The organism is Kitasatospora sp. NPDC029312, from assembly GCF_055569215.1.
The window spans coordinates 23,608-34,463 of record NZ_JBVHXY010000066.1 but is presented as its reverse complement, the minus strand read 5'-3'; the positions used below and the strand labels follow the sequence as shown (position 1 = coordinate 34,463).

At 72.3% G+C, this 10,856-nt stretch carries 12 protein-coding genes and 1 pseudogene; 5 read left to right on the top strand and 8 right to left on the bottom strand.

Going from position 1 to position 10,856, the window contains the following annotated elements; translation table 11 throughout:
* Positions 1-133: 133 nt before the first annotated feature.
* The gene (gene glpX / locus ACZ4WV_RS33710) at positions 134-1,174 is read right to left on the bottom strand and encodes a class II fructose-bisphosphatase (RefSeq protein WP_465752630.1); all 1,041 of its coding nucleotides are present in this window, start codon (positions 1,172-1,174) and stop codon (positions 134-136) included.
* A 214-nt stretch (positions 1,175-1,388) separates the two neighbouring features.
* Here glpX and ACZ4WV_RS33705 point away from each other — a divergent pair, with 214 nt between their 5' ends.
* On the top strand, positions 1,389-1,925 hold the full coding sequence (locus ACZ4WV_RS33705; RefSeq protein WP_465752628.1) for a DUF4245 domain-containing protein: 537 nt from the start codon (positions 1,389-1,391) through the stop codon (positions 1,923-1,925).
* Between the two features lie 122 nt (positions 1,926-2,047).
* On the opposite strand, the gene ACZ4WV_RS33700 is transcribed toward ACZ4WV_RS33705, so the two are convergent.
* From ACZ4WV_RS33700 to ACZ4WV_RS33685, 4 genes are all read right to left on the bottom strand, one after another.
* Positions 2,048-2,650, bottom strand: a complete 603-nt coding sequence (locus ACZ4WV_RS33700) for a malonic semialdehyde reductase (protein WP_465752626.1) — start codon at positions 2,648-2,650, stop codon at positions 2,048-2,050.
* A gap of 108 nt (positions 2,651-2,758) precedes the next feature.
* Positions 2,759-3,022, bottom strand: coding sequence for an exodeoxyribonuclease VII small subunit (locus tag ACZ4WV_RS33695; protein WP_465752625.1), 264 nt, complete (start codon positions 3,020-3,022; stop codon positions 2,759-2,761).
* Positions 3,023-3,116: 94 nt separating this feature from the next.
* A complete protein-coding gene (gene xseA / locus ACZ4WV_RS33690; protein WP_465752623.1) occupies positions 3,117-4,328 on the bottom strand; it encodes an exodeoxyribonuclease VII large subunit in 1,212 nt (403 codons plus the stop codon).
* Positions 4,329-4,399: 71 nt separating this feature from the next.
* Positions 4,400-5,758, bottom strand: a complete 1,359-nt coding sequence (locus ACZ4WV_RS33685) for an APC family permease (protein ID WP_465752621.1) — start codon at positions 5,756-5,758, stop codon at positions 4,400-4,402.
* Positions 5,759-5,867: 109 nt separating this feature from the next.
* On the opposite strand from ACZ4WV_RS33685, the gene ACZ4WV_RS33680 reads away from it, so the two are divergent.
* The gene (locus ACZ4WV_RS33680; RefSeq protein ID WP_465752619.1) at positions 5,868-6,842 is read left to right on the top strand and encodes a 4-hydroxy-3-methylbut-2-enyl diphosphate reductase; all 975 of its coding nucleotides are present in this window, start codon (positions 5,868-5,870) and stop codon (positions 6,840-6,842) included.
* A gap of 179 nt (positions 6,843-7,021) precedes the next feature.
* A complete protein-coding gene (gene ppgK / locus ACZ4WV_RS33675; RefSeq protein ID WP_465752617.1) occupies positions 7,022-7,768 on the top strand; it encodes a polyphosphate--glucose phosphotransferase in 747 nt (248 codons plus the stop codon).
* 85 nt (positions 7,769-7,853) lie between these two features.
* On the opposite strand, the gene ACZ4WV_RS33670 is transcribed toward ppgK, so the two are convergent.
* On the bottom strand, positions 7,854-8,306 hold the full coding sequence (locus ACZ4WV_RS33670) for a DUF6542 domain-containing protein (RefSeq protein WP_465752615.1): 453 nt from the start codon (positions 8,304-8,306) through the stop codon (positions 7,854-7,856).
* A gap of 314 nt (positions 8,307-8,620) precedes the next feature.
* Between ACZ4WV_RS33670 and ACZ4WV_RS33665 the strand changes: the two are divergent.
* Both ACZ4WV_RS33665 and ychF read left to right on the top strand, forming a co-directional pair.
* A pseudogene (locus tag ACZ4WV_RS33665) lies at positions 8,621-9,014 on the top strand (VOC family protein).
* 84 nt (positions 9,015-9,098) lie between these two features.
* Positions 9,099-10,172, top strand: a complete 1,074-nt coding sequence (ychF, locus tag ACZ4WV_RS33660; RefSeq protein ID WP_465752613.1) for a redox-regulated ATPase YchF — start codon at positions 9,099-9,101, stop codon at positions 10,170-10,172.
* 133 nt (positions 10,173-10,305) lie between these two features.
* Here ychF and ACZ4WV_RS33655 read toward each other — a convergent pair whose 3' ends face one another.
* Together ACZ4WV_RS33655 and ACZ4WV_RS33650 are read right to left on the bottom strand one after the other, a co-directional pair.
* Positions 10,306-10,569, bottom strand: coding sequence for a type II toxin-antitoxin system RelE family toxin (locus ACZ4WV_RS33655; RefSeq protein ID WP_465752611.1), 264 nt, complete (start codon positions 10,567-10,569; stop codon positions 10,306-10,308).
* Entirely contained in the window at positions 10,562-10,831 is a 270-nt protein-coding gene (locus ACZ4WV_RS33650; RefSeq protein ID WP_465752609.1) for a type II toxin-antitoxin system Phd/YefM family antitoxin, read from the bottom strand. The genes ACZ4WV_RS33655 and ACZ4WV_RS33650 overlap by 8 nt, the downstream gene beginning before the upstream one ends.
* Positions 10,832-10,856: the final 25 nt, after the last annotated feature.

The window sequence follows — 10,856 nt, the reverse complement described above, 5'->3', positions numbered from 1 at the left end:
TCTTTGGCCTTTATTCGTCTCACCTCCCCCCCCCCCCCCCCACGCCCCCCCCCCCCCCCCACCCCCACCCACCCCCCCCCCCCCCCACCCCCCCCCCCCCCCCCCCCCCGCGCCGTGAACCGCCGCGCGTGGGTCAGTTCGCGCGGTCGAAGTCGATCGCGCTGTAGGCCCGCAGCTTCGCCAGCTTGTGGACGGAGTTGATCTCGCGGATCGTGCCGCTCTTGGAGCGCATCACCAGCGAGCTGGTGGTGGCGGTCTCCGAGCGGTAGTGCACGCCGCGCAGCAGCTCGCCGTCGGTGATGCCGGTGGCGACGAAGAACACGTTCTCGCCGCTGACCAGGTCGTTGGTGGTGAGCACCCGGTCCAGGTCGTGCCCGGCGTCCAGGGCCTTCTGCCGTTCGGCGTCGTCCTTGGGCCACAGCCGGCCCTGGATGACGCCGCCCATGCACTTCATCGCGCAGGCCGCGATGATGCCCTCCGGGGTGCCGCCGATGCCCATCAGCAGGTCGACGCCGGTGCCCTCGCGGGCGGCCATGATGGCGCCGGCCACGTCGCCGTCGGAGATGAACTTGATCCGGGCGCCCGCCTCGCGGACCTCCCGGACCAGGCCGTCGTGGCGCGGGCGGTCGAGCACGACCACCGTGACGTCCTCGACGGCGCTGCCCTTGGCCTTGGCGACCCGGCGGATGTTGACGGCCGGCGGGGCGGTGATGTCGACGAACTCGGCGGCCTCGGGGCCGGCGACCAGCTTGTCCATGTAGAACACGGCGCTGGGGTCGAACATGGTGCCGCGGTCCGCGACCGCGAGCACGGCCACCGCGTTGTTCATGCCCTTGGCGGTCAGCGTGGTGCCGTCCACCGGGTCGACCGCGACGTCGCACTCGGCGCCGGTGCCGTCGCCGACCCGCTCGCCGTTGTAGAGCATCGGGGCTTCGTCCTTCTCGCCCTCGCCGATGACGACCACGCCGTTCATCGAGACGGTCGAGACGAGGGTGCGCATGGCCTTCACGGCGGCACCGTCCGCGCCGTTCTTGTCGCCCCGGCCGACCCACCGGCCGGCGGCCATGGCGGCCGCCTCGGTGACCCGGACGAGCTCGAGCGCGAGGTTCCGGTCCGGAGCCTCGGGCGCGACCTCCAGGGCGCTGGGGAGGTGGTGCGGGTACTGCGTGGTCATCGTCGTTACCTCTCTGTACGCGACGGCCAGTGAGCGCCCGACTACTGCCAGGTCGAACGCCGTGGTGAGGGTCCTGCGATCGTATCTGCCCACGAGATGACTGTCTGTGGCGCGGGTCGCCACCCCGGGCCGAAAAGCACCGGTTCGCCGGGCTTCACCCGGACGTGGACCCCCGGGTGAGCCCGCCGGAACGGGGATGAGTCACCATGTGGGGGTGGCTGCAGAGAGCAAGGGCATGAGGGGTCGCCAGACCGTACGGGACATGGTCCTGTCGATGCTGGCGGTCGGTTTCGTCGTCTGGATCGGGTACCTGTTCCTCCCGCACGACGCCGACAGCGACCCGGTGCACGTGGTCGAGTACAAGGTGGCGGCGGCCACGGCGAAGCGCGCCGCGCCGTATCCGCTGCTCTCCCCGGAGGGGCTGCCCGACAAGTGGCGGGCCACCTCGGTCAGCTACACCCCGGCCGACCTGAGCGCCGGCAAGGGCAACGCCTGGCACCTGGGCTTCGTGACGCCCTCCGGCCAGTACGCCGCGGTCGAGCAGGCCGATGTCCCCCGGGACAAGCTGCTGGCCGACAAGGTCGCGGACGGGCAGCCGGACGGCACCTCGGACGCCGCCGGGCGCACCTGGGACCGGGTGCAGGGCGGGAAGAGCCGGGCGCTGGCCGCGCAGACCGGCCCGGCGGCGACCGTGATCACCGGCACCGCCTCCTACGAGGAACTGGCCGAGCTGGCCCAGGCGCTCAAGTAGCGCCGGGCCCGTACGGGCGCCGAGGCGCGGCCCGCGTACGGCGGGAGCGCGGGCCTGACGGCACGCGAAAGGGGCCCGCACCGGATGAACCGGTGCGGGCCCCTTCGCCGGCGCGGGTGCGATCAGACCGTGGTGACGACCTGGTCGTACTCCAGGCGCGGGGAGCGCGGGAACCAGGCGTCATCGCCCGGCTTGCCGATGTTGACCACGGCCAGCACCGAGTGCTCGCCGTCGCCGAAGAACTCCTTGTTGAGGCCCTCGGCGTCGAAGCCGGTCATCGGGCCGGCGGCCAGGCCGGCGGCGCGCACGCCGATGATGAAGTAGGCGGCCTGGAGGGCGCCGTTCAGCGTGGCGGACTGCTCGCGGACGGCGCGCTCCGTGAAGAACATGTCCTTGGCCTGCGGGAAGTGCGGGAGCTGGGTCGGCAGCTCCTCGTGGAACTCGTTGTCCGCGGCCAGGATGGCGACCAGCGGCGCGGCCGAGGTCTTGGCCTTGTTGCCGTCCGCCATGTGCTGGACGAGGCGCTCGCGGCCCTCGGCGGAGCGGACCAGGACGACGCGCAGCGGCTGCTGGTTGAAGGCGGTCGGGCCGTACTTGACCAGGTCGTAGATCGCCTGGACCTGCTCCTCGGTGACCGGCTCGTCGGTGAAGGTGTTCGCGGTGCGGGCCTCGCGGAACAGCAGGTCCTGAGCGGCGGCGTCGAGTACCAGGGCGTCGGTCGTCATGCTTCTGCACCTCATGCGGGAGGGGTTCGTGGATGTCACCGGCTCGGCCGGTCACTGCCTCCAACATAGGTGAATATTCAACGATTCCCCAAGGGGGTGTGACCGTCGTCACTCCCCGCCCGCGGCCCCGCCCTCCTCGGCGGCCAGCGCGGCGTCCAGTCGGGCCCGGGCGCCGTCCAGCCAGCGCTGGCACACCTTCGCCAGCTGCTCGCCACGCTCCCATAGAGCGAGCGACTCCTCAAGGGAAATACCGCCGTTCTCCAGCTGCCGGACCACCTCCAGCAGCGCGTCCCGGGCGTGCTCGTAGCCCAGCGCGTCGTCCGGGGTCGGCGCCGCCGCGTCCTTCCGCTCCTGCTCCTGCTGCTCTGCCATGGGTGCCAGCGTAGGGGCTGGCACCGACAGCGAGCGCCTGCGCGGGGGCCGAGTGAACCCTCGGACGTGCTCTCGTCACGACCGGCGGCGGTGCCTACGCGGAGTCCACCGTGACGCCGAAACCGCCGCCGGCGACCCGGGCGCGCAGCCCCTCCCCGGCCGCCACCTGCGCCGGGTCCGTCACCACCGTGCCGTCGGCCCGCTGCAGTACCGCGTAGCCGCGCTCCAGGGTCGCCGCCGGGGACAGCGCGACCACCCGGGCCAGGGTGTGCCCGAGGTCGCTCTGTGCGTGGTCCAGCCGGTGGCGCAGGGTGCGCCGGGCCCGCTCCACCAGGCCGTCCACCTCCTGCCCGCGCCCGTCCAGCATCCGGTGCGGGGCGGCCAGCGACGGGCGGCTGCGCAGTCCGTCCAGCCCGTGCTGCTCGCGGTCGACCCGGGCCAGCACGTGCCGCCGGGCCCGGTCGCGCAGCTGGCGGACCTTGGCCAGCTCCTCGCCCACGTCCGGAACCACCCGTTTGGCGGCATCGGTCGGAGTCGAGGCGCGCAGGTCGGCGACGAAGTCCAGCAAGGGCTGGTCCGGCTCGTGCCCGATCGCGCTGACCACCGGCGTCCGGGCGGCCGCCACCAGCCGCACCAGGCCCTCGTCCGAGAACGGCAGCAGGTCCTCCACACTGCCGCCGCCCCGGGCCACGATGATCACGTCCACCGCGGGGTGCTCGTCCAGCTCCCGGACGGCCGCGCTCACCCGCTCCACCGCGCTGATCCCCTGCACCGGGACGTTGCGCACCTCGAAGCACACGGCCGGCCAGCGCCGCCGGGCGTTCTCCAGCACGTCCCGCTCGGCCGCCGACCCGCGCCCGGTCACCAGCCCGATGCACTGCGGCAGGAACGGCAGCGGCCGCTTGCGCTCGGGCGCGAACAGGCCCTCCCCGGCCAGCCGCCGCTTCAGCTGCTCCAGCCGGGCCAGCAGCTCGCCCAGGCCCACCGGCCGGATCTCCGAGGCCCGCATCGACAGCTGCCCGCGCGCCGCGTACCACTCCGGCTTGGCGTGCACGACGACCCGGGAGCCCTCCTGCACCACGTCCGCGACCTGCTCGAACACGGAGCGGAAGCAGGTCACGGTCAGCGAGACGTCGGCCTGCGGGTCGCGCAGCGTCAGGAACACCACGCCCGCCCCCGGCCGCCGGCTGAGCTGGGTGATCTGCCCCTCGACCCACACCGCGCCGAGCCGGTCGATCCAGCCGCCGATCAGCGCGGAGACCTTGCCGACCGGGAGCGGGGCTTCGGGGGAGCTGGTGTTGGCCATGCGTACGAGGCTAGCGGCGCGCGCCGACAGCGTGGCCGCCGACCGGCGCGGCGGCGTTGCGGGCGGTGGCGCTACGGGCGTCGGCGCGGGCCCGGTGCGGCGGCGCCCTGCACGGCGAGCACCACCAGGCCGACCGCCAGCCAGACCAGCCCGACGACCTGCGCCGTCGACGAGGCCTCGTAGACCACCGCCCCGATCACCGCGATCCCCAGCACCGGGACGACGAGGTGCCGCAGCCGGTCCCGCGAGCCGTGCCGCACCGTGTACCAGCCGATGACCGAGGCGTGCAGCAGGGCGAAGGCCGTCAGCGCGCCCACGTTCACCACCGAGGTCAGCTGGTCGAGCCCGTCGTCGCGCTCGGCCGCCCAGACCGCCGCGGCCATGGTGATGACCGCCGCCGCCAGCAGCGCCCGGCGCGGCACCGCGCTGGCCGGGTCGACCGAGCCGAGCACCCGCGGCAGCCGCCCGTCCCGGGCCATCGCGTAGACCAGCCGTCCGGCCGCCGCCTGCCCGGCCAGCGCCGCGAAGGCCGCCCCGATCGCCTTGCTGGCCGCCACCAGCACGTGCAGCCAGTGCCCGATGCCGCTCTCCACGGTGTCGTAGAAGGCCGAGCCCTGGGCACCCGGGTCGGCGGCCAGCTGCTGCGGGGTCATCGGTTCCAGCAGCGCCGCCAGGTAGGTCTGGACGACGAACAGCAGCCCGGCCAGCGCCAGGCACCACAGCACGGCCCTGGCGACCGCCGCCGAAGCGCCGACCGCCTCCTCGACGAAGGTGGCGATCGCGTCGAAGCCCAGGTAGGAGAGCACCGCGACGGACACCGCGGAGATCACCGCGGTGAGCGAGAAGTCCCCGACGGCGGTGAGCGGGGTGTCCCAGCCGCGCCGGGCGCCGTCCTGGGCCAGCGCCACCGCGGCCGCGGCGACGAACACCACCAGCACCGCGATCTCCAGGGCCAGCACGGCGAAGCCGACCACGGCCGCGGTGCGCACCCCGACCAGGTTGAGGGCGGTGGTGACCACCACCGCGAGCGCCGTCCACAGCCAGCGCGGGACGTCCGGCACCAGGGAGTTCAGCGCGATCCCGGAGAACAGGTAGGCCACCGCCGGGATCAGCAGGTAGTCCAGCATCGCCATCCAGCCGGCGATGAACCCCGGCCCCTCGCCCAGCCCGGCGCGGGCGTAGGCGAAGACCGAACCGGTCTGCGGCACGGCGCGCACCATCTGGGCGTACGAGAGGGCGGTGAAGCCCATCGCCACCGTGGCGGCCAGGTAGACCGAGGCCACCGCGCCGTGGCTCTTGGCGTCGAGCACGCCGTACACGCCGACCGGGGCCATCGGGGCGATGAACAGCAGTCCGTAGACCATCAGATCGCGGACGCCGAGACTGCGGCGCAGGCCGCCCGGCGTCGGCTGCTCGCTCACAGCGCTCATAGACATCACATTTGATCAGTTCCGGTCTGAGATGACCGGAAAGTGCCGTCCGTCGGCGCGGCTGCCCGCCCCGAGAGGTGCGGTGCGCGGCCGCCCGTACGATGGAGCCATGTCCAACACCGCGCAGCGCCGTGTCCTGCTCGCCGCCCCCCGGGGCTACTGCGCGGGCGTCGACCGCGCCGTGATCGCCGTGGAGAAGGCCCTGGACCAGTACGGGGCGCCCATCTACGTCCGCAAGCAGATCGTCCACAACAAGTACGTGGTGCAGACCCTGGAGAAGAAGGGCGCGATCTTCGTCGACGAGACGGAGGAGGTGCCCGAGGGCTCGATCGTGGTCTTCTCGGCGCACGGCGTCGCCCCGTCCGTCCACGACGAGGCGCGGGCCGGCAAGCTGGCCACCATCGACGCCACCTGCCCGCTGGTCACCAAGGTGCACAAGGAGGCGGTGCGGTTCGCCGACGAGGGCTTCGACATCCTGCTGGTGGGCCACGAGGGCCACGAGGAGGTCATCGGCACCATGGGCGAGGCCCCGGACCGGATCCACCTGGTGGACGGCGCCGAGGACGTCGCCAACGTGCGGGTGCGGGACGAGTCCAAGGTCGTCTGGCTGTCCCAGACCACTTTGTCGGTGGACGAGACCATGGCCACCGTCGGCGAGCTGAAGAAGCGCTTCCCGGCGCTGGTCAGCCCGCCCAGCGACGACATCTGCTACGCGACCCAGAACCGTCAGGTCGCGGTCAAGCAGCTGGCCGAGGAGACCGACCTGCTGATCGTGGTCGGCTCCAAGAACTCCTCCAACTCGGTCCGCCTGGTCGAGGTCGGCCTCGAGTACGGCGCCAAGGCCGCCCACCTGGTGGACTTCGCCGAGGAGATCCAGGAGTCCTGGCTGGAGGGCGTCACAACGGTCGGCCTGACCAGCGGCGCCTCGGTGCCGGAGATCCTGGTCGACGGAGTGCTGGAGTTCCTGGCCGCGCGCGGCTACGACACGGTCGAGACGGTCAAGACCGCCGAGGAGCACCTGACCTTCTCGCTGCCCAAGGAACTGCGCCGCGACCTGCGCGCCGAGGCCGCGGGCAAGCTCTGATCCCTCCCGCGGAACCCGGTGCCCCCGGTGGGGTGCCGGGTTCCGTGCTGTTTCCGGCCGCTCCACGCGGATTCCACTGTGCGTGGCCGTACGCCCTCTCGTAGGTTTGTGCACAGGCTGTGGACGATGAACGGGCCGCGGGCGGGAAGACGCGCGGCCGACCGGCGGAGGGCGGAGCGATGACGGCGGTATTCGGCGTGGACATCGGCGGTTCGGGCATCAAGGGCGCCCCGGTCGACTTCGCCCGGGGGGTGCTCGCCCAGGAGCGGTACAAGGTGCTCACCCCGCACCCGTCTCAGCCGGAGGCCGTGGTCGCCGCCGTGCGCGAGGTGGTCCGGCACTTCGACCACCAGGGGCCGGTCGGGCTGACCTTCCCCGGCGTGGTGGTCGGCGGGCACACCAGAACCGCGGCCAACGTGGACAAGGGCTGGATCGGCCTGGACGCCGAGGGCCTGTTCCGCGAGGCGCTGGACCTGCCCGCTACCGTCCTCAACGACGCGGACGCGGCCGGGCTGGCGGAGATCGCCCACGGCGCCGGGCGGGGCGAGCCGGGCGTGGTCCTGGTGCTCACCTTCGGCACCGGCATCGGCAGCGCCCTCTTCGTGGACGGCACGCTGGTGCCCAACACCGAGCTCGGCCACCTGGAGCTGCGCGGCAAGGACGCCGAGCGCCGGGCCTCCTCGGCCGCGAAGGAGCGGCACGGGCTTGACTGGGAGCAGTGGGCGGGGCGGGTCGACGAGTACCTGGACCTGGTGGAGATGCTGTTCTCGCCGCAGCTGATCGTGGTCGGCGGCGGGGTGAGCCGCAAGCACGACAGGTTCCTGCCGCTGCTGAGGGAGCGCGAGGCGAGGGTGGTGCCGGCGGAGCTGCGCAACGACGCCGGCATCGTCGGAGCCGCCATGGCGGCGGCCCGGGCGGCGGGCTGAGGCCCCGCCGGTACCGGGCTCGGCGGGAGCGGGCCTTCGGTGGGACCGGCTTTCGGCGGGACCGGGTTTTCGGCGGGACCGGGCCTCAGCGGGAGCGGTGGATCCGGCGCTGGGCGACGAAGCGGGCGAGCACGATGAGCGCGGCCAGGCCGGTGCCGGAGAACAGCCAGCCGGCCCGCAGGGCCAGTCCGGTCGCCAGCCCCACCAACTGGGCGGTGACGCCCGAGGAACCGACCGGCGCGAGCGCCAGCAGCGCGGCGGCGAAGGCGATCGGCCCGCTGATCGGCGCGGCCAGCAGGTCGGCGTAGCGGACCCGGACGGCCAGCTGGAAGCAGACCGCCAGGTAGCCGAGACCGAACAGCCAGCCGAGGTCGTCGAAGAGCAGCCGGTCCACGGCCGCGACCGCCAGCGTCGCCAGGACGGCGGCCACACCCGTGCCGACGGCGGTCAGCCGGGTCGGCCGGCCGGTCCGGCGCCGCCCGTACACCCGCAGTCGCCGCGCGGGCGACTCGCGCGCCGGGGCGGGCCGACTGGCCACCGGGCGCAGCCGCGAGGGCGGGACCGCGCGGTCCGCAGGGGCTCCGGCGCTCTCGGGAGCCCGGCCGGGGCCGGGGACGGCGGGCGCGGCCGGGCGGTTCTGCGGACGGCGTCTGGGCCCTGGCGGCTGGGTTCGGATCCTCTGCTCCACCCGCCCAACGTACGGTCCGATCATCGCCACACTGTGTAATGGACCGTTCAGGTCTTGTCCCGTGTCTCCGGAGGGAGTACTCCTGTGATCGTCGCTCGGCGGGCCTGACCTGCCCGGACGAGCCGACGCAAGGGACCATCGCATCGTCGCAGCGGGGGAGCCTCATGAGCGCCGACTTCACCTTCGAACGCATCGACCGCGTCCAGCTCGACACCCCGGCCGGCGCCGAGGACGAGTGCCGCGCCTTCTGGACCGGCGTGCTCGGCATGACGGAGCTGGAGAAGCCGCCGGTGCTGAAGGCCCGCGGCGGCTGCTGGTTCCGGGGCGGCGGGGTCGAAGGTGCACCTCGGCGTCACCCCCGACTTCCGCCCGTCCCGCAAGGGCCACCCGGGCATCCTGGTGCGCTCCCTGGACGCGCTGGCCGCACGGCTCACCGCGCACGGCCACGAGGTGCGCTGGGACGGTGACCGCCCCGGCCACCGGCGCTTCCACACGGCCGACACGCTGGGCAACCGCCTGGAGTTCGTCGAGCCGGAGCCCGCGCCGACCGAGGCGTAGGGCAGCTCAGGCGCTGCCCGTAGACTTGGGGGTCGGCCCGTACGGTGCCGACCCAACTCCTCCAAGCCCACGGGACTGCGCTTCATGTCGCTCACGATCGGAATCGTCGGCCTGCCGAACGTCGGCAAGTCGACCCTGTTCAACGCCCTGACCAAGAACGACGTGCTGGCGGCCAACTACCCGTTCGCCACCATCGAGCCGAACGTCGGCGTCGTCGGCGTCCCGGACGAGCGGCTCACCAAGCTCGCCGAGATCTTCAGCTCGCAGCGCATCCTCCCGGCCACCGTCGACTTCGTCGACATCGCCGGCATCGTGCGCGGCGCCAGCGAGGGCGAGGGCCTGGGGAACAAGTTCCTCGCCAACATCCGCGAGTCGGACGCGATCTGCCAGGTCGTGCGCGCCTTCACCGACCCGGACGTGGTGCACGTGGACGGCAAGGTGTCGCCCAAGGACGACATCGAGACCATCCACACCGAGCTGATCCTGGCCGACCTCCAGACCGTCGAGAAGGTCCTGCCGCGCCTGCAGAAGGAGGCGCGCCTCAAGAAGGACACCGCCCCCGTGCTGGCCGCCGCCGAGGCCGCGCAGGCGATCCTGGAGACCGGCAAGACCCTCTTCGAGGCGGGCTTCGACACCACCCCGATCCGCGACCTGCACCTGCTGACCTCCAAGCCCTTCCTCTACGTCTTCAACGTGGACGAGGCCGAGCTGGCCGACGAGGACTTCAAGAACGCCCAGCGCGAGCTGGTCGCCCCGGCCGAGGCGATCTTCCTCAACGCCAAGATCGAGTCCGAGCTGATCGAGCTCGACGACGCCGAGGCCCTCGAACTCCTCCAGTCCATGGGCCAGGAGGAGCCCGGCCTCGCCACCCTCGCCCGCGTCGGCTTCGACACCCTCGGCCTGCAGACCTACCTCACGGCCGGCCCCAAGGAAGCCCGCGCCTGGACCATCAAGAAGGGCGCCACCGCCCCCGAGGCCGCCGGAGTCATCCACACCGACTTCCAGAAGGGCTTCATCAAGGCCGAGGTCATCTCCTTCCACGACCTGGTCGAGGCCGGCTCCATCACCGAAGCCCGCGCCAAGGGCAAGGCCCGCATCGAGGGCAAGGACTACGTCATGCAGGACGGCGACGTCGTGGAGTTCCGCTTCAACGTGTAGCCGTGTGAATACGGCACGTTAGATGAGCGGTCAAGTGTGCAGCTCAGAAGGGGTCGGACTCTATCGACTCCGACCCCTTCGTCGTCACCGTGCTGGATGGGGGCTGGATATTCTGACGCAGGGCCAGTGGCGATCAGGTCTCGTAAACGGTGGATCGATGTCCCACGTGAACGACCCAGATCACCAGCTCCCCGTTGTCGATCGTGTAGACGACGCGGTAGTCGCCGACCCGCAGCCGGCGACGTTCGGGCTGGGATGCGAGCGCGGTGGTGTTGAAGCCGAGGGGGTCGGACTCCAACTCGGTCAGCTTGGCCAGGATGCGCAGCGCCATGTCGCGCGGGATCTTCCGAAGTTCAGCCTGCGCTTCGGGGCGGAAGACGGTCCGGTACTCACTCACTGCGCGCCAGCGTCTCCCTCATGACGTCCTCGATCGGGATGCCGGGTGCGGGGTCGGCCATGCGCTCGTCGATGATCCGATTGATCTCGCGCTCTTCCCATTCCTGGTACTTGCGCAACACCTCGATGGACACCACGGCAGCGACTTCCTTGCCTCGGCGTGTGATCACAGTGGGTACATCGTCGCGGTCCGCGCGCTCCACGACTTCAGCCAGGTGCGCGCGCACGTCGCGGATGGATTCTACGGGCAGCGGTTGCGTCATGCGCCCAAGAGTACCGAGTGCCCCA

What these genes read in the sequence shown, in the direction of transcription:
- glpX (WP_465752630.1), bottom strand. Translation starts at nt 1,174, where the DNA reads ATGACCACGCAGTACCCGCACCACCTCCCCAGCGCCCTGGAGGTCGCG.
- ACZ4WV_RS33700 (WP_465752626.1), bottom strand. Translation starts at nt 2,650, where the DNA reads ATGACGACCGACGCCCTGGTACTCGACGCCGCCGCTCAGGACCTGCTG.
- ACZ4WV_RS33695 (WP_465752625.1), bottom strand. Translation starts at nt 3,022, where the DNA reads ATGGCAGAGCAGCAGGAGCAGGAGCGGAAGGACGCGGCGGCGCCGACC.
- xseA (WP_465752623.1), bottom strand. Translation starts at nt 4,328, where the DNA reads ATGGCCAACACCAGCTCCCCCGAAGCCCCGCTCCCGGTCGGCAAGGTC.
- ACZ4WV_RS33685 (WP_465752621.1), bottom strand. Translation starts at nt 5,758, where the DNA reads ATGAGCGCTGTGAGCGAGCAGCCGACGCCGGGCGGCCTGCGCCGCAGT.
- ACZ4WV_RS33680 (WP_465752619.1), top strand. Translation starts at nt 5,868, where the DNA reads ATGTCCAACACCGCGCAGCGCCGTGTCCTGCTCGCCGCCCCCCGGGGC.
- ppgK (WP_465752617.1), top strand. Translation starts at nt 7,022, where the DNA reads ATGACGGCGGTATTCGGCGTGGACATCGGCGGTTCGGGCATCAAGGGC.
- ychF (WP_465752613.1), top strand. Translation starts at nt 9,099, where the DNA reads ATGTCGCTCACGATCGGAATCGTCGGCCTGCCGAACGTCGGCAAGTCG.
- ACZ4WV_RS33650 (WP_465752609.1), bottom strand. Translation starts at nt 10,831, where the DNA reads ATGACGCAACCGCTGCCCGTAGAATCCATCCGCGACGTGCGCGCGCAC.